We start from the raw sequence: 15,954 nt of genomic DNA, 5'->3' as shown, positions 1-15,954 counted from the left end.
ACCAAAGTTGCGCGCAAAGGGAAAAACCCCAGGATCGATCGAGTCATAACGGACATCCTCAGCCGGGAAGTTTGTAGCGCAGGCTGAAATTGCTCCAGCCGTTCTGCACGTCATACAGGTCGTCGGGCAAACCGCGTAGCGGCGAACACCCGACGAAGGTCGCGATCGCCAGATCGTCGACGCGGTCGACATAGCGCCGGTTGTCGTCGTCGACGCCCGCATGACCGCTGATCGTCGGCCGCGACTTCAGCGTGCCGTCGCGGTTGAGCTTCAGGTTGATCGTCACGCGGATCCGCTCGGCGCCGGGCCCCGGTGTGACCTGGCGGTTGGCGCAAGGCTGCACCTGCCGCAGGATCGCCGAGCCGATGTTCGCCGCCGCCTGCGCGCCGAGCTTGGCCGCCTTGGGCGCCTCCGACTTGCTCGGCGACGGATCGGCCGACAGCCCCTTCAGGAAATTGTCGCCGAGCCGCGACCCGCGTGGCCGTGAGGTCTTGGCCTCCGCGGTCGAGCCGCTGCCCTTGGTCGAGGACTGTTTCGTGGGCTTGGCCGACCACGCGGAGGACGACGTTTTCGCGGGCGCGGCGCTCGGTTTCGCCGCAGCCTTGGTCGGCGCGGACTTCGCGGGCGCGGCCTTGGCGGGTGGCGCCTTCTCGGCCTTGGGTTGTGGCTTCACGACGGGCTTAGGGACCGGCGCGGGCTTTGCGACGGGTTTCGGCGGCGCGGGCTTGGGTTTGGGTTGAGGCTTCGGCTCGGGTGCCGGTTGCGGCTTGGGCGCAGGTTTCGGTGGTGCGGGCTTGGGCTGCGGCGCAGGCGGCACGGGATCGGGCTTCGGCTCGAGCTCGGCTTCTTCCGGAGCAGGCGGCGCGGCATCCTCGGGCGCACCCTCGTCCGGCGCGACCGACTCCGCTGGCGTCTCCACCGATTGCGGCGCGGTTGCCTCCAGCGCCACGTCGGGCACGAGGCTCACGTCGATCGGCTGCTGCTCGATCTTCTTCGGCAGTTCGGGCGCACCGAGAAAGCCGAGCGACAGCGCGCCGAACAGCACGACATGCCCGACGACGGCAACGCCTAAGCCGATCTTCTCCGAACGATCCATCAGGCCAGCGCCATCAGTTCTGATTACCCTCGACGGTCACCAGCGCGACGCGGTTCAGCCCGGCGCGGTTGAGTTCGCCCATCACGCGCATCACGCGGCCATAATCGAGCTTCCGGTCCGCACGCAGCAGCACCTGCGGCTCGTCGCCGACCGCACGGCTGGCGGCGATCGCGGCAAGCCGCACCGGCAGCGCGTCGTCGGTCACCTGGTCCTTGTCGATGAACAGCGCGCCAGTCCCGTCCATCGAGATCTCGACGGGCTTCTGCTCCTGGTCGAGCGCTTTCGCGCGCGCGTCGGGGAGGTTCACCGGTACGCCTGCGGTCATCAGCGGTGCGGTCACCATGAAGATGATCAGCAGCACCAGCATCACGTCGACCAGCGGCGTGACGTTGATATCCGCCATCGGCGCGCGACGCCCACGGCCGCGGGAAGAAGGCAGGTTCATCGCCACCTAAAATCCTCCCCGCACGCGGGGAGGGGGACCAGCGAAGCTGGTGGTGGGGGCGGGCGTCATACGCTGCGCTGCGTTCGAGGCGCCTTTCCACCAACGTTGTGCTGCGTGGAGAACCCCCTCCACCACGCCGCTGCGCGTCGCGGTCCCCCTCCCCGTGCCGGGGAGGATTTGCGTCGCGCTCATCGCGAGCCGTCCAATTGGCGCGAGAGGGTGGTGTGGAATCCGTCGGCAAACCGGTTGAGGCTCGCCTCGATCCGGTTGATGCCGTGGCTGAACCGGTTGTACGCGATCACCGCGGGGATGGCCGCGAACAGGCCGATCGCGGTCGCGAACAGTGCCTCCGCGATCCCCGGCGCGACCACCGCCAGCGACGTGTTCTGCGCCGCCGCGATGCTGGTGAAGCTTCGCATGATGCCCCAGACCGTACCGAACAGCCCGACGAACGGCGCGACCGAGCCGACCGTCGCCAGCACGTTCAGCCGATCCGACAGCTTGTCGATCTCGCCCGCGACCGCCGCGCCCATGGTGGTCGCCAGCCGCTCGCGCGTGCCGCTCTTGTCGATCGTGCCGCCCGCGGTCGAGCGCCGCCACTCGGTTACCCCGGCCGCGAACACGCGCGCCGATGGGAGGTCGTTCTCGCCCTCGGCTTTGTAGAAGACGTCGATATCCTCGGCCTTCCAGAAATCACGCTCGAACCGGGTCATCCCTTTGCGCGTCTTGCCGATCCGCCGCCAGAACGCGACGATCAGCGCCCAGGTCCAGATGCTGGCGAGCAGCAGCCCGATCATCACGCCCTTCACCACCCAGTCGGCTTGGAGGAACAAGTGGATCGGCGACAGCGTCGCGCTATCCATAGTCAACACCGGATTCATGCTTCCCCCTGCCAGACAAGGCGTTCGTAGATATCGATCCAGGCGCGCGGCTGGCGGCGTGGGCGACCATTGGGAGCGACCAACGCCGCCACCAATTCCGCCTCGGCCAAGAGAAGCCCGTCGCGCATGACCCTTTGATGAATGGCGACGCCGGCGGCGCGGACCTGCGTCATCCGCGAGACGACGACGAGCGCGTCGTCGAGGCGCGCCGGTGCGGCGTAGCGGATGGTCACGCTGGCGATCGCGTACGAGCCTTCGCCGGCCTCGAACGTCGCGCGCTGGTCGATCCCGCCGAGCCGCAGCATGTCCGACCGCGCGCGCTCCATGTAGCGCAGATAATTGGCGTGATAGACCGCGCCCGACAGATCCGTGTCCTCGAAATACACGCGCACCGGAAACCGGTGCTCGCGCCCTTCGAAGCGGCCTTCCGCCGGACGATCTGAAACTTCAGCCATTGCCGCGGCTGTTAACCCAGTCTTTGCCACGAAGCCAACCATTGCCTTCGCGGTTCACGCTGGCCGGCGCCGCGCGACGCGCCTAGTCTGGCGGCATCCAACGCAGGAGACTCGCATGGCCGATCGTCCCACCGGCGGAATTACGCCCTTCCTCGTCATCCGCGGCCAGCGAGGACGCGAGGCCCTCGAATTCTACGAGGCTGCGTTTGCCGCGACCCTCGTCGAAACGAACGTCGCGGACGACGGCGTCCAGCTGATGCAGGCCAGCCTTCGAATCAACGACGCCTGGCTGATGCTGTCCGACGAGTTTCCCGAATGGCGTGGTCATGCCGAACCCGAACCGGCCGGCATCACGTTGCACCTCAGGGTCGACGACACCGATGCCTGGGTGGATCGCGCCGTAGCGGCGGGCGCCGTCCTGACGATGCCCGTCGCCGACCAGTTCTGGGGCGATCGCTATGGCCAGGTGCGCGATCCGTTCGGCCATAGCTGGTCGGTCGGATCGCCCATCAAGACCTGATTAGCTTACTGGAAGACGCTGGCGTCGAGCTTCAGGCGGGGCTGCGCGGGCGGGACCGGCTGCGAGATGGGCTGGAGACGCGCCTGCGTGATTGTCTGCACCGGCATGTTCGACGCATATTGGCGCGAGACCATCAGCTGCGGCTGGACCGGGCGCACGGTGCGACCACGCCATGCGTCGACCGCACGGTAGAAGTCGGTGAACGGCCGCTCGAGCACGGGCAAATTCTGCGCCGCGAATGCTGGCAAGGCGTCGGCGGTCAGACCCGCGCTCTGCGCGAGAACCGTCTGCGCCGCGGCGCAGAAGTCATCGCGTGCGGGCGATTGCGAGAAGAAGTTGTACAGCCGCGTCATTGAATCGTCGTAGCGATCCTGCCAGTCGCCACCGCCCGACTTGTATTCGCTGGCATAGGTGGCCTCGGCCTTGGCGAGCACCGGCTTCTGCGCCGACAGCAGCGCGTTGTAGCCCGCGACGATAACGACTTCCTGCGGCCCGCGGCACGCCAGCGCGGCGACGTTGAGCGCAGCGCGGAGATGCCAGACCTTGGCGGACGTCGTCAGGTTGCGATTCGGCGTCGGATAGGTGCCGTCGGCGAGCGCGACCGGGATGACGATGGTCGGCGACGCGCCCTTCGGCATCACCGGGGCAGGCACCGGCACCATGATGACGGGCGGCGCGACGGCAGCCACGGTCCGTGGTTTCTGGGCGCAACCGGCCAGCAGGCCCAGCGCGGTAACGGACAGCAAAGCAAACCGACGACTCATCGCAACCACCTCGTAACGTCCCCCGACGGGACACTCTATGCATGGGTTAGGTTAACGAGACGTAAGCCGTACGCGCTTTGCGGCGAGTGGAGAGGGGACGGGGTTGGGGTTTGGCGGGAGGGCTTTGGCTGTTCCCCAAGCTACCTCCACCCCGGCGAAGGCCGGGGCCCAATTGGAAAGGTTGCAGTAACGGCGCGCGACCTCAGTCAGCGACGTCCCCCAATTGGGCCCCGCCCTCCGTGGGGTGGTGTGCTCAGATGCTATAGGCGGGGTATGACCGCAGCTGAATATGCGCGTCTCAAGATCCTCCCCTGCAAGGGGAGGTGGCTGGCGCTTGCCAGACGGAGGGGTGACGCCCTCTCGATAGCGGATCACCCCTCCGTCAGCCCAAACGGGCTGCCACCTCCCCTCATAGGGGAGGAGAAGATCAGACTGCGCGCGCTTCCAGTGCCGCCGCAGCCTGCGCCATCAACCCGCCGATGATGTCCGCGACCGGCTCCTCCCGCTTGACCATGCCGACCGACTGGCCCGCCATCACCGAGCCATGCTCGACGTCACCGTCTATCACCGCACGACGCAGCGCACCCGCCCAGTAATGCTCGATCTGCAATTGCGCCTCAGCCATTTCCACGCGGCCGCCATCCAAGTGCCCCGCAACCTCGCGCTGCTTCGCCGTGAACAGCTCGCTCGACGCATTCCTCAACGCACGCACCGGAATGACCGGAAGCCGCGCGTCGATCTGCACGCTGGCGATCGCGTCGCGCGCAGACGCCCGAATGAACGCCTTCTTGAAATTGGCATGCGCGATCGATTCGGTCGCGCAGACGAACAGCGTGCCGAGCTGGACCCCCGCCGCACCCATGTCGAGATACCCTGCTATCGCCTCGCCGCGACCGATTCCGCCCGCGACGAACACCGGCACCTGCTCGGCGATCTCGGGCAGCATCTCCTGCGCGAGCACGCTGGTCGAGACCGGGCCGATATGCCCACCGGCCTCCATCCCCTCGATCACCAGCGCGTCAACGCCGCTGCGGATCAGCTTCTTGGCCAGCGCCAGCGCGGGTGAGAACGCGATCAGCTTGGCGCCCGTCTCCTTGATCGCCTCGATGCTGCCCTTGGGCGGCAGGCCACCCGCGAGCACGACATGGCCGACCTTGTGCTTGGCGCAGACCGCGATCAGCTCGAACAGGTCGGGATGCATCGTGATCAGGTTCACGCCGAACGGCTTGGTCGTGAGAGCCTTGGTCGCGGCGATCTCGGTATCGAGCAGTGCGGGCGTCATCGCCCCGCACGCGATCACCCCGAACCCGCCAGCGTTCGAGATCGCCGAGACGAGGTGACGCTCGCTCACCCAGGACATCGCGCCGCCGAGAATCGCGACCTCCGACCCGAGGAACGCGGCGCCGCGCGCCATCCGGCGTTGCAGCCGCTCAGTACCGATCGTCATGCATCCATCCCCGTCGTCCCGGCGCCTGCCGGGATCATGTCGTTATCTATCAGACTCAAGCCGCATCCTCGGCATCGAGCCCGTATGCCGTATGCAGCACGCGCACGGCCAGCTCGGTATAATCCTCTTCGATCAGCACGCTGACCTTGATCTCCGACGTGGCGATCGCCTGGATGTTGATGCCGCGCTCGCCGAGCGTCGTGAACATCGTCGCCGCCACACCCGCATGACTGCGCATCCCGACACCAACGACGGACACTTTGGCCACACGCGTGTCATGCACGATCGTCGCGAACCCGATCGCGTCCTTCGCCTTGTCGAGCACGTCGAGCGAGCGCGCCAGATCGGCCGCCGGCACCGTGAACGTCACGTCGGTCGAGCCGGTCGAATGCGCGACGTTCTGCACGATCATGTCGACGTTGATCCCCGCATCCGCGAGCGGCGCGAAGATCGCGGCGACCGAGCCGGGCCGATCGCTGACCTGCGTCAGGGTGATCTTCGCCTCGTTCTTGTCGTGCGCGATGCCGGTGATGAGCTGGCGTTCCATATCGTCGATTTCCTCTTCGCCCACGATCAACGTGCCCCGTTGTCCGCTTAGGGGGTGACCATCATTGGTGTCGCCGTCTTCGAACGAAGACAGCACGCGCACCCGCACATTCTCTTTCATCGCCAGGCCGACAGACCTAGTCTGCAATACCTTGGCACCGACGCTGGCGAGTTCCAGCATCTCTTCGTACGTCACCTTGCTCAGCTTCCGCGCGCGGGGCACGATCCTGGGGTCGGTCGTGTAGACGCCGTCGACGTCGGTATAGATGTCGCAGCGATCGGCCTTCATCGCCGCCGCCATCGCCACCGCCGACGTATCCGAGCCGCCGCGACCGAGCGTGGTAACGCGCTGGCCGTCCGCGACGCCTTGGAAACCGGGGATCACCGCGACGACACCGTCTGCAAGGCTCGCATCGAGCGCGACCGTGTCGATCTCGCCGATCCGCGCCGAGCCGTGCGCGTCCGAGGTGTTGATCGGCAACTGCCAGCCGAGCCAGGACCGCGCCTTGCAGCCTGCCGCCTGGAGCGCGATCGCGAGCAGTCCACTCGTGATCTGCTCGCCGGCCGAGACGACGACGTCATATTCCTTCGCGTCGTACAGCGACGACGCCTCGCGGCAGAAGCCGACCAGCCGATCGGTCTCACCGGCCATCGCGGAGACGACGACGGCGACCTGGTTGCCGGCGTCGACTTCGCGCTTCACGCGTGCGGCGACGTTGCGGATACGCTCGATCCCAGCCATCGACGTCCCGCCGAATTTCATCACGATACGGGCCATTGGCAGCGCAAATCCCTTTGGGTCGAAGCGGCGGCCCTGATAGGTAGCGCGCATGATACTGGCAAGCGACACCGCAACGAACGCAACAATCGATCCGCGCGAGGCCGCGCATTTCGGCACCATGGCGAAGGACTGGTGGGACCCGAAGGGCTCGTCGGCGCCACTTCACAAGCTCAATCCGCCGCGGTTGCGCTATATCCGCGAGCAGGTGGACGCGCATTGGGGTGGCGACGGTGCGACCTTCACGCCGCTGGCGGGGAAGACCGCGCTCGACGTCGGGTGTGGTGCGGGGTTGCTGTGTGAGCCGCTCGCCCGGCTCGGTGCAGAGGTTACGGGGATCGATGCGGCACCTGAGAATATCGCGGTGGCGGAGATCCATGCGGCGCAGAGCGGGCTTGCGATCGACTACCGTGCGGGGGGAGTGGAAGGACTGGTCGGCCAGTTCGATCTCGTTACCAGCCTGGAGGTGATCGAGCACGTCAGCGACCCCGCCGGCTTTGTTCGGGGTCTTGCGCGGACGTTGGCGGAGGGCGGGTTGCTGATTCTCTCAACGCCCAACCGGACGCCGTTGTCGCGGCTGGCGATGATCACCGTTGCAGAGGGGGCTGGCGTCATTCCCAAGGGCACCCACGACTGGAACAAGTTCCTTACTCCCGAGGAATTGACCGCGCTGCTGAAGGATGCGGGGCTGCGTGTGACGGACACGCGGGGGTTGAGCTTCTCGCCGGCCACCGGCTTCACGCTGAGCGATTCGACGAGCCTCGATTACTTCCTGACCGCGGTAAAAGCCTAACCTTGCCCCACACGGCACCACCCCGGCCTTCTCCACCACCCCGGCGAAGGCCGGGGCCCAATTGGGAAAGCCGTGGTAACGAAGCGCAGTCCTCAGCCATTACCGTCCCCCAACTGGGCCCCGGCCTCCGCCGGGGTGGAAGCGGTGGGTATGTTGGCATTCGTGGCTGAGCACGCCGCTCTCCAAAATTGTTCACCCGCGAAGGCGGGTGCCCAGACTGGACACCCGCCTTCGCGGGTGAACATGCTTTTGGCGTTTGCAGTGTTAGCGATACTCCTCATCGCCCTCGCAATCCTTCGCCCGATCGATCACGACGAGAGCCAATACGTCGCCGCCGCCATCCTCACCGCGCACGGCCTCATCCCCTACCGAGACTTCGCCTATCTCCAGACCCCGCTCCAACCCTATCTGTTCGCCCCGATCGCCGCCCTGGCCGGCGAATGGACATGGCCAGCCCTACGCATAACCAACGCCCTCCTCGGCGCAGCCACCATTGCAGCCGTCCACCGCGCCGCCCGCATCGGCGGCGCCGACACCCGCGCCGCCACCTTCGCCGCCGCGCTGTTCGCCACCTGCGACATCCTCCTCTTCAGCATTGGCACGGCCCGCAACGACGCGCTCCCCGCCGCCTGCCTCGCGCTGGCCCTCCCCGCGATCGTCCGAACCGCCCGCGACCAGGCAAGCCGCCGCGACGCGATCCTGATCGGCACGCTGCTCGCCGCCGCCGCAACCGCGAAAATCTCATACGCCCTCCCCGCGCTCACTTACGGCATCTGGACACTGTTCCGCGCCGACCGTCGCCCATGGTGGACCCTGCTGGGCACGCTCCCGTTCGTCGCCCTGACCACAGCCCTATTCCTCCAGGCCCCCGAAGGTTTCCTGTTCGGCGTCATCAGCTTCCCCGGCCATGCCCCCACCGAATGGTACCAGGCCCGTCCCTGGAAGCTGTCCAACATCGCCAAGATCATCGACACGCTCAAGTTCCTCGCGCTCGGCCCAGCCCTGCTCGCGATCGTCGCCACCATCGGCAGGCGACAACGCTGGCACCTGATCCTCGACCTGCTGATCCTCGCCGGCCTGATCGCCGCGCTCGCGCCGGTGCCGACGTGGCGGCAATATCTGCTGCCGATGCTGCCGGCGCTATTCGTGCGTCTCGCGCTGGTCTGGCACGCGCACCCACCCGGCAAGGCGATGCGGATCGCGGCGGTCGTCTTCGCCTGCGCCGGTCTCGCCCCCACGATCGAAGCCGTCGCGAACGGGCGCATCCCGATGCTCGACGCGATGCGCGATGCCTCAGCCGTTCGCCAGACGCTGGACCGCGAACACGTCGCCGGCCCGGTCGCGACGCTCTCCCCGCAATTCCTCCCCGGCACCGCGAGCGACCCGCGCTTCGCCACCGGCCCCTTCTACTTCCGCAGCACCGCGCTGCTAGACGCGGATCAGGATCGCCAACTTCGTCTGGTCTCGCACGCACGGATGCATCTTCTCGGCCAACCGCCCGCGATCCTCACCGGCGGCGAAGGCGCGTGGAGCAGTGGCGACGATCGGATCGACACCTTGCTCGCCACCTACGCGATCCGCCAAGGCTATCGGGCGGTTCCCGTCCCCGACACACGCTTCACCCTGTACGTCGCACGCCGTGCTTCGCCGCGACCAGCCCCGCATAATAGTCCATGAGTTCCACCGCATGCTCACGGTCGCTGCGCACATGCCGCGCCGCCACCGCCGCCGCCCGCCGCAACAACGCCGGATCGCGCGCGAACAATCGTCCGATCGCCGCAGCCACACTCTCCGCGTCGCGCGCCGCGTAAAGCTCGCTCGCATGGCGGTCCGCAACCTCCGCGCACCCGCCCGTATCCGGCACGATCAGCGGCAGGCCCGACGCCATCGCCTCCGACGCGACCAGTCCAAACGGCTCCGCCTCCGACCCATGGATCAGCGCATCGCAACTCGCCATGATCCGCGCAAGTCGCTCGCGGTCATAGACAGGCGCGAACATCCGGATATGCGGCGACCCGCCGATTCGCCGCTGGATCGCCTTGGTCTGCGCCCCCGCGCCGATCAGGACCAGCCCGACCGGCAGAGTCGCCCCCGCCCGCGCCACCGCATCGACCACCAGAGGCCAGCGCTTCTCGCCGTGATGCCGCCCGAGCCCGAGCAAGAGCATGCCGTCCTCCGGCAACCCGCACTGCCGCAGCAACGCCGCGCGCAACCGTAAATCACGTAGGTCCGGCGAAAAATGTCCGCGCTCGATCCCCAGCGGCATCGCCGCGTCGATCCGCAGCCCCCGCGCGCGCAACCGCTTCTCCAGCGCCGGGCCGTTGGTGACGACGACGTCGTATTTCTCGAGAAACCGGCTCATGTACCGGCTGTACCAGGCGAACCCGCGCTCGATCTGGTCGTGGCTCGCAACGCCCGCGAACCAGCGCTGCGCATAGGCGGCGATATTGTCGTTGTGCATGAAGAACGCCTTCACCGCCCGCCCCTGCCAGTCGCCGACGAACCACGCCGGCCGCCACGGCGAGCAGCATTCGACCACGTCCGGATCGAGATCGTCGAGCACGCGGTGGATCGCGCCCTCGTCCCAGAACAACCCGTAATTGCGATCGAACGGCATCCCCGGCGACTTGAGGTAGATGATCCGCCCCCCGCCCGGCCGCTCCTCGACGCGGTCTTCCTTGCCCGGCGCGACGACGATCAGTTCATGGCCCATGTCCGCCATGATCCCCATTTTCCGGTCGACATAGGTCCGCACGCCGCCGCCGGTCGGCGAGTAGAACTCGTTGACGTCCACCACTCTCACGGCGTGACGGGCCCGAACCCGCCGAGCCCGCGCAGATACTGCACGGTGATCCGCACCGTCGTGACGCCCGCGCCCACCTCGACCAGCGCCTGCTCGACCTTCGGCCGCGACCGCCCGAGCTTCACGTTGCTCGCGAACCCCGCACCATCGGTCCAGAAGCTGAACTTGTTCTTCCCGTCGCGATTATGCGTCAACAACAGCGCATAGCGGCCCGGCCGCGGCACGCGGATGCACAGCATCGGCGCCCCGCTCGGCGGCGTCGGTACCACCACCCGCCGAAACGTCTTGCCCGCCGCGATCAGCACGTGGTCGTCTTTGAGAAAGCCCGCTTCGTCATCAGGATAGAGTTCGAGCTTCAACTCGCCCGTACGATCCTTCAGCCCGGTGACCTCGACCGCGATCGCCGGCCCCTCACCCGGCCGGCACGCCGCCGCATCGCTACCGAGCACCTGCGCGCCGTTCGACCCTGTAAGCGCAACGATCGCGGCCAGCGCGACACAGGCGCGGATCACGCGCGCAACCGGGTAAGCCCGGCGTGGATGCCGAACAGAATGATCAACGCGACATGCACCAGCAACGTCAGCGCGGCGGTGAACGCGATCAGTTCCGACAGCGCCTGGTCCTGCCCGATCAACAGGATCGCGGCGTTGGCGAACAGCAGATCCTTGTTCGGCACCAGCGGCAGGCGCGACACCAGCAGGCGTCCGGCGGCAAGGAACAGCCACATCCCTACCGGCACGCCCGGCAACGCGAAATGCCACGCGAACGCGATCAGCACCGATCCGCACAGCAACCGAACGCAATGGATCCCGAACACCCACCAGAGCTTTGCACGCGGCAGCGAGAACACCCGGCGCGAGAAGATCAGGAACGGCAGCGAGATCGCCAGCGTTACGCCCGCCGACGCCAGCACTGTGCGGAACTGGTCGTGCGTCAGCAGATGCCGGCCGAGCGGCAACGCGATCGCCACCAGCAGCAGCGTGACCGCATTGCCCGCGATCGCCGACAGGATCGACACGTCCTTCACCGCGCCGAACGGCGACGCCACCATCCGCGCCTTCGCCCGCGCCCAGGCGTAGAAATACGCGTCGCCCGAATAACCGAACACGACTTCGTTCGCGATCCGCTTCTTGATGAGTGCAACGAGACCGCCAAGCGGAATACCCCAGAGCCGACGGAAGATGACGTAATCCCCGGTCGGCGGCGACATGTAGAGCAGGCCGAAGCACAGGTAGAAGCGCGGGTCCTGCGGCACCGACCGCGACAGCCCGGCAAGGCCATGCCCGAGCAGTTCGCGCCCCAGGCCGACGATCATCGCCAGCGTCAGCACCGCACCGATGATCGCGGGCCACCGGCTGCCGAGCGCCTTCAGCGGCTCGAGACCGGCGCGCGCGATATCCGCATAGCCGTCGCGATCGGCAGTTTTGGTACGGAAGTTCACTTGCCGGTCCTCAAACCATTGTCCTCAAGCCGTTCCGCCGCCCTTGCCCGCCTCCGTCGCGCGGCCTGATAGCCGCCCGCCGCCGTGCATGCACGCAAAGTCGGTTTCATTCGGTCACGATCTCCGCTTTATTCATCGCGCAGTATGATGACCCCCATATGTCACTCGTGAGCAAGCCACCGATCGCGCAGCACATCCTGACCTATGCCGAGGACTTGCGCGGCGGCGGGGTAGAACGCGCGCAACTGCGCCTCGCGCGCGGCTGGCTCGCGGCGGGCCGGCGCGTGACGCTGGCGATCGAGGATATTTCCGGGCCGCTGGCGGCGGAACTGCCGGACGGGTTAGAGGTCGTCGCGCCCTCGTGGTTGCTCGCGCTGCCGAAGGTCGTGCGCCGTCTAGCGCCGGACATCATATTCTGCCCCGGTAATTTCTACACCGGCATCGCGGCATGGACCCGGCTGCGACTCGGCAAGACGTGTCCGCCGATCGTCGCCAAGATGTCCAACGCCCCCGCGCGCGCCGATCATGGCCGCCTGATGCACGCCGCGCACCAGGTCTGGCTCGCGCGGCACGGCAGCTTCCTCGATCACCTCGTCGCGATGACGCCGGCGACCGCGGACGAGGCGGCCTTGGCGACCCACATGGCCGGGCGGACGAGCGTCATCCCGAACCCGCCAGCGGTGCCTATTCCCAGCGCGCTGCCCGACCTGCCACCGCGCTTCATTCTCGGCGTCGGCCGGCTCGAACCGCAGAAGCGCTGGGACCGCCTGATCGCCGCACTCCCGCTGCTCGCAGACCAGACGATACCGCTCGTCATCCTCGGCGAAGGTAGCGAGCGCGGGGCGATCGAGGCACAGATCCGCGCGCTCGGCTTGGGGACGCGCGTCCTCCTACTCGGCCACAGCAGCGACCCGCTCCCAGTCATGGCTCGCGCGGCGGTACTAGTGCTGACATCGGAGTACGAAGGTGTACCGGGGGTGTTGCGCGAGGCACTGTCGGTCGGGACGCCGGTGATCTCGACCGACTCGAGCGCAGCGGTGGCGGAGATTATTGATCGGACGGACCGTGGGACGGTCATCGCGAGGGAGGACGCTGCTGCGTTGGTCGCAGCGCTGAACGCATGGCTAGAGCCAATTCGGCAGCGACCCGAACCAGTCCCCCAACCGGGTGCGGACTCAGCCAACCGCTACCTCGCACTCTTCGACCAACTAGTGAGGCGGTAACTCCCCACTCGATTACCCGCCCATTGACGTCCCCGGCCCTCACCCCCCGTCATCCCCGCGGACGCGGGGACCCATACTGGCAAACTTTGGAGGATATGGGTCCCCGCGTCCGCGGGGATGACGGATAGTGAGCTTTATCCCACCACCATTGTAGAACGAGGGTGCTTACCCGCCGGAGGTCGGTACGGTTGCGCGTGCCGACCGGCAAGGCAACGCTCGCTCACGCAGGAGTGGCAGCCCCCTCGTCAGCCTCAGCCTTCTCCTCTTCCCGCTCAGACCGTCGCTCCAGCGCGGTCTTCAACATCGCAGTCATCGGATCAGCCAGCGCCAGCCCCAGAATCCCGAACAGCGCGCTCGCCAGGATCTGCGCACCCAACGTCAACGCTGGCGGCAGATCGACAGTCCGCTTGGCGACCATCGGCACGATCACATACCCGTCGATCGTCTGCACGACGAGATACGTGCCGATCGCCCAATAGCCAGTATCGACACCCGCGCTGAACCCGACCGCGACCATCAGCACGCCGGTCACGATCGCGCCGACGTTCGGAATGAACGCGAGAATACCCGCGATGATGCCGAGCAGCATCGCCATCGGCACGCCGCCGACCGCCAGCGCGATACCGCTCGCGACACCCTCGACCGCCATCCCGAGCAGGCGCCCGGCGAGCAACCGCCGCAACGTCGCGCCCATCTTGACCAAAGTCCTGGCGAACTCGGGGCGCAGGTCGAGTGGCACCATCCACTGGAGCCCCCGCGAGTACGTCCCCGGGTCCATCGCGATGAACAGCCCGAGAATCAGGATCATGAACATGCTGGTGATCGCGCCGATCGCGCTACCCACCCACGACGTCACTCGCCCGACCGAGCCGAGCGCCTGCTTGACGATCCCGTTGACGTCCGATGCGCCCGGCATCAGCCCCTGCGTGGTCAAATAGCCGGTGAAGCGGTTGGCCTGCGATTCCAGAGTCGACCGCAGCTGTGTTACCTGCTCGGTGACTTGCACGCCGGTCAGCACGAACGTGCCCACCAGGAACGCGAACGTCAGCAACACGACGATCAGCAACCGCCAGCCACGCCCGATCGGCAGCACCCGCCCGAGCAGCCGCACGCCACCATCGAGCAGCGCCGCGAACACGACGCCGGCAAAGATGATCAGCAACGGCTGCACCAGCACGATCAGCAGCGCGATCACGCAGGCGAGCCCGAGCCAGATCGCTGCGCGCTTCAGTTCCTTGCGCAGGAACGGATCGCGCATCTCGACCGGGCTCAGTTCGTCGACGGTCTTGGTCTCCGCCATCTCAGTTCGCCTTGGCGGGGTGCAGCGAGGTGCCCGCGCGATCCGGGCGCAGCGAACTCCACCAGCTCAGCGGGTTGAACGTCGCATCGCCGTCGAGGCTGAAGGTGATGAACTCCGCACGGCCACCGAGATTCTCGTACGGCACCGGACCGCCAAGTCCGAGATGGCTCAGCGCGAACCGGCTGTCGGCCGAGCGATCGCGGTTGTCGCCCATCAGGAAGACGTGGTTCGCGGGGATCGTAACTTCCGCGAAATTGTCGCCCTGGCTGTCGGACTCCAGATCGATCGTCTCGTAGCGGCGGCCGTTGGGCAGCGTCTCGGTATAGGTCGGCAGGCGGCACATCTCGCGCCCGTCGGGCAGCGTCTCGCGCGCACCGGGATAGTCGATCTCGCTGCACGGGCTGTTGGTATCGACCGGGATCAGCGTGTCGTGCAAGGGGCCGCGCTTCACTGCCACGCCGTTGAGGAACACGATCCCGCCGCGCACGGCCAGCTTGTCGCCGGGCAGGCCGATGACGCGCTTGATATAGTCGTTATGCGTGCCCGGCGGCGTCACGATCACCACGTCGCCGCGCGTCGGCAGCGAGCCGAACAGGCGGCCGTGGATGAACGGCAGCGACACACTCCAGCTGTCCTCCTGCTGGCGCAGCACGACGCCCTTGAAGATCGCGACCGGGTTGGGGATCGTCGGCGACACGAACGACCAGCCGTACGCGAACTTGGTCACCACCAGCCGGTCGCCGATGCGCAGGCCCGGCAGCATCGATTCGCTGGGAATATAGAAGGGCTTGGCGATGAAGCTGTGGAAGCCGAGCACGACCAGGATCAGCCAGAATATGCCCTTCACCTCGCCCCACCAGTCGGTGCCGCGGCGGCGGCCAGTCTCGGAACCAGTTTCCGGTGTGGTGCTGGCCGGTGGCGCGGTATCGGCCGCGGTCTGCGCGAGGGGCTTTTCCTGGAACTCGTTGCCGTCCAACGCCGCGTCCTTCATCGGTTCGTATCCTGGCGCATGTCCGGGGATATCAGAGGTATGGCTTCGATGATCACGAAGGCCTGCGCCCACGGATGATCATCGGTCATCGTCAAATGCACGCGGGCGGCGTGGCCTTCGGGGATCAACGCGTCAAGCCTCGCTTTGGCGCCCCCGGTCAACGCCAGCGTCGGCGCGCCGCTGGAGGCGTTGACCACGCCGATATCGCGCATGAAGACGCCCGCGCGAAACCCGGTCCCCACGGCCTTCGAAAACGCCTCCTTCGCGGCGAACCGCTTCGCCAGCGTCCCGGCTTTCGTGAAAGGCCGCCGCGCCGCTTTCGCCCGCTCGACATCGGTAAACACGCGCTGCTCGAACCGATCCCCGAACCGCGCGACGGACGCGGCAATCCGCTCGATGTTACACAGGTCGGACCCAAGCCCGATGATCACGAGGCGGCCTGGAGTCGGAAGACAGATTTGGTTCTCGCGA

17 protein-coding genes are annotated in these 15,954 nt (G+C 67.0%); 4 read left to right on the top strand and 13 right to left on the bottom strand.

Going from position 1 to position 15,954, the window contains the following annotated elements; genetic code table 11:
- Positions 1 to 58: 58 nt before the first annotated feature.
- The 4 genes from E5673_RS03790 to E5673_RS03775 form a co-directional block, all read right to left on the bottom strand.
- Positions 59 to 1,096 (bottom strand): cell envelope biogenesis protein TolA, encoded by a 1,038-nt coding sequence (locus tag E5673_RS03790; RefSeq protein WP_136188996.1) that lies wholly within the window; start codon positions 1,094 to 1,096, stop codon positions 59 to 61.
- Positions 1,097 to 1,109: 13 nt separating this feature from the next.
- Complete coding sequence (gene tolR, locus E5673_RS03785) at positions 1,110 to 1,547, bottom strand: protein TolR (protein WP_056053220.1); 438 nt, start codon at positions 1,545 to 1,547, stop codon at positions 1,110 to 1,112.
- A 182-nt stretch (positions 1,548 to 1,729) separates the two neighbouring features.
- Complete coding sequence (gene tolQ, locus E5673_RS03780) at positions 1,730 to 2,422, bottom strand: protein TolQ (RefSeq protein WP_056053223.1); 693 nt, start codon at positions 2,420 to 2,422, stop codon at positions 1,730 to 1,732.
- The gene (locus E5673_RS03775; protein WP_136188995.1) at positions 2,419 to 2,877 is read right to left on the bottom strand and encodes a YbgC/FadM family acyl-CoA thioesterase; all 459 of its coding nucleotides are present in this window, start codon (positions 2,875 to 2,877) and stop codon (positions 2,419 to 2,421) included. Before E5673_RS03775 ends, tolQ begins: the two co-directional genes overlap by 4 nt.
- 115 nt (positions 2,878 to 2,992) lie before the next feature.
- Here E5673_RS03775 and E5673_RS03770 point away from each other — a divergent pair, with 115 nt between their 5' ends.
- Positions 2,993 to 3,397, top strand: a complete 405-nt coding sequence (locus E5673_RS03770) for a VOC family protein (RefSeq protein ID WP_136188994.1) — start codon at positions 2,993 to 2,995, stop codon at positions 3,395 to 3,397.
- A gap of 5 nt (positions 3,398 to 3,402) precedes the next feature.
- On the opposite strand, the gene E5673_RS03765 is transcribed toward E5673_RS03770, so the two are convergent.
- The 3 genes from E5673_RS03765 to E5673_RS03755 all read right to left on the bottom strand — a co-directional run bounded on the left by E5673_RS03765 (position 3,403) and on the right by E5673_RS03755 (position 6,932).
- A complete protein-coding gene (locus E5673_RS03765; RefSeq protein ID WP_136188993.1) occupies positions 3,403 to 4,161 on the bottom strand; it encodes a hypothetical protein in 759 nt (252 codons plus the stop codon).
- A gap of 427 nt (positions 4,162 to 4,588) precedes the next feature.
- Positions 4,589 to 5,608, bottom strand: a complete 1,020-nt coding sequence (locus tag E5673_RS03760; protein WP_136188992.1) for a nitronate monooxygenase — start codon at positions 5,606 to 5,608, stop codon at positions 4,589 to 4,591.
- Between the two features lie 55 nt (positions 5,609 to 5,663).
- Positions 5,664 to 6,932 (bottom strand): aspartate kinase, encoded by a 1,269-nt coding sequence (locus tag E5673_RS03755; protein ID WP_136188991.1) that lies wholly within the window; start codon positions 6,930 to 6,932, stop codon positions 5,664 to 5,666.
- 52 nt (positions 6,933 to 6,984) lie between these two features.
- Between E5673_RS03755 and ubiG the strand changes: the two genes are divergently transcribed.
- Positions 6,985 to 7,725 (top strand): bifunctional 2-polyprenyl-6-hydroxyphenol methylase/3-demethylubiquinol 3-O-methyltransferase UbiG, encoded by a 741-nt coding sequence (ubiG, locus tag E5673_RS03750; RefSeq protein WP_136188990.1) that lies wholly within the window; start codon positions 6,985 to 6,987, stop codon positions 7,723 to 7,725.
- 261 nt (positions 7,726 to 7,986) lie between these two features.
- The gene (locus E5673_RS03745; protein WP_247599556.1) at positions 7,987 to 9,402 is read left to right on the top strand and encodes a DUF2029 domain-containing protein; all 1,416 of its coding nucleotides are present in this window, start codon (positions 7,987 to 7,989) and stop codon (positions 9,400 to 9,402) included.
- Here the strand turns inward: E5673_RS03745 and E5673_RS03740 are convergent.
- From E5673_RS03740 to E5673_RS03730, 3 genes are read right to left on the bottom strand one after another with little or no spacing between them, the layout of a single operon-like run.
- Entirely contained in the window at positions 9,344 to 10,528 is a 1,185-nt protein-coding gene (locus E5673_RS03740) for a glycosyltransferase (protein ID WP_136188988.1), read from the bottom strand. The two genes, E5673_RS03745 and E5673_RS03740, sit on opposite strands and share 59 nt — an antisense overlap.
- Positions 10,525 to 11,040, bottom strand: coding sequence for a DUF2141 domain-containing protein (locus E5673_RS03735; RefSeq protein WP_136188987.1), 516 nt, complete (start codon positions 11,038 to 11,040; stop codon positions 10,525 to 10,527). Before E5673_RS03735 ends, E5673_RS03740 begins: the two co-directional genes overlap by 4 nt.
- Positions 11,037 to 11,969: a hypothetical protein gene (locus E5673_RS03730; protein ID WP_136188986.1), complete on the bottom strand. Its 933-nt coding sequence runs from the start codon at positions 11,967 to 11,969 to the stop codon at positions 11,037 to 11,039. The genes E5673_RS03735 and E5673_RS03730 overlap by 4 nt, the downstream gene beginning before the upstream one ends.
- Positions 11,970 to 12,127: 158 nt before the next feature.
- Between E5673_RS03730 and E5673_RS03725 the strand changes: the two genes are divergently transcribed.
- The gene (locus tag E5673_RS03725; protein ID WP_136188985.1) at positions 12,128 to 13,192 is read left to right on the top strand and encodes a glycosyltransferase; all 1,065 of its coding nucleotides are present in this window, start codon (positions 12,128 to 12,130) and stop codon (positions 13,190 to 13,192) included.
- 220 nt (positions 13,193 to 13,412) lie between these two features.
- Here the strand turns inward: E5673_RS03725 and E5673_RS03720 are convergent, their stop codons facing one another.
- The 3 genes from E5673_RS03720 to acpS are packed head-to-tail and all read right to left on the bottom strand — an operon-like array spanning position 13,413 to position 15,914.
- Complete coding sequence (locus tag E5673_RS03720; protein WP_136188984.1) at positions 13,413 to 14,492, bottom strand: AI-2E family transporter; 1,080 nt, start codon at positions 14,490 to 14,492, stop codon at positions 13,413 to 13,415.
- Position 14,493: 1 nt separating this feature from the next.
- Entirely contained in the window at positions 14,494 to 15,483 is a 990-nt protein-coding gene (gene lepB, locus E5673_RS03715; protein WP_136188983.1) for a signal peptidase I, read from the bottom strand.
- Positions 15,480 to 15,914, bottom strand: coding sequence for a holo-ACP synthase (gene acpS, locus E5673_RS03710; protein ID WP_136188982.1), 435 nt, complete (start codon positions 15,912 to 15,914; stop codon positions 15,480 to 15,482). Before acpS ends, lepB begins: the two co-directional genes overlap by 4 nt.
- Positions 15,915 to 15,954: the final 40 nt, after the last annotated feature.

The organism is Sphingomonas sp. PAMC26645, from assembly GCF_004795835.1.
Classification (GTDB): domain Bacteria; phylum Pseudomonadota; class Alphaproteobacteria; order Sphingomonadales; family Sphingomonadaceae; genus Sphingomonas.
This window is presented reverse-complemented; position numbering and strand designations above follow the sequence as displayed.

Excerpts from the sequence above, each read along its gene's own strand:
- E5673_RS03760 (WP_136188992.1), bottom strand. The coding sequence starts at position 5,608 with ATGACGATCGGTACTGAGCGGCTGCAACGCCGGATGGCGCGCGGCGCC.
- E5673_RS03775 (WP_136188995.1), bottom strand. The coding sequence starts at position 2,877 with ATGGCTGAAGTTTCAGATCGTCCGGCGGAAGGCCGCTTCGAAGGGCGC.
- E5673_RS03770 (WP_136188994.1), top strand. The coding sequence starts at position 2,993 with ATGGCCGATCGTCCCACCGGCGGAATTACGCCCTTCCTCGTCATCCGC.
- lepB (WP_136188983.1), bottom strand. The coding sequence starts at position 15,483 with ATGAAGGACGCGGCGTTGGACGGCAACGAGTTCCAGGAAAAGCCCCTC.
- E5673_RS03755 (WP_136188991.1), bottom strand. The coding sequence starts at position 6,932 with ATGGCCCGTATCGTGATGAAATTCGGCGGGACGTCGATGGCTGGGATC.
- E5673_RS03720 (WP_136188984.1), bottom strand. The coding sequence starts at position 14,492 with ATGGCGGAGACCAAGACCGTCGACGAACTGAGCCCGGTCGAGATGCGC.
- E5673_RS03790 (WP_136188996.1), bottom strand. The coding sequence starts at position 1,096 with ATGGATCGTTCGGAGAAGATCGGCTTAGGCGTTGCCGTCGTCGGGCAT.
- E5673_RS03725 (WP_136188985.1), top strand. The coding sequence starts at position 12,128 with ATGTCACTCGTGAGCAAGCCACCGATCGCGCAGCACATCCTGACCTAT.
- tolQ (WP_056053223.1), bottom strand. The coding sequence starts at position 2,422 with ATGAATCCGGTGTTGACTATGGATAGCGCGACGCTGTCGCCGATCCAC.
- ubiG (WP_136188990.1), top strand. The coding sequence starts at position 6,985 with ATGATACTGGCAAGCGACACCGCAACGAACGCAACAATCGATCCGCGC.
- E5673_RS03765 (WP_136188993.1), bottom strand. The coding sequence starts at position 4,161 with ATGAGTCGTCGGTTTGCTTTGCTGTCCGTTACCGCGCTGGGCCTGCTG.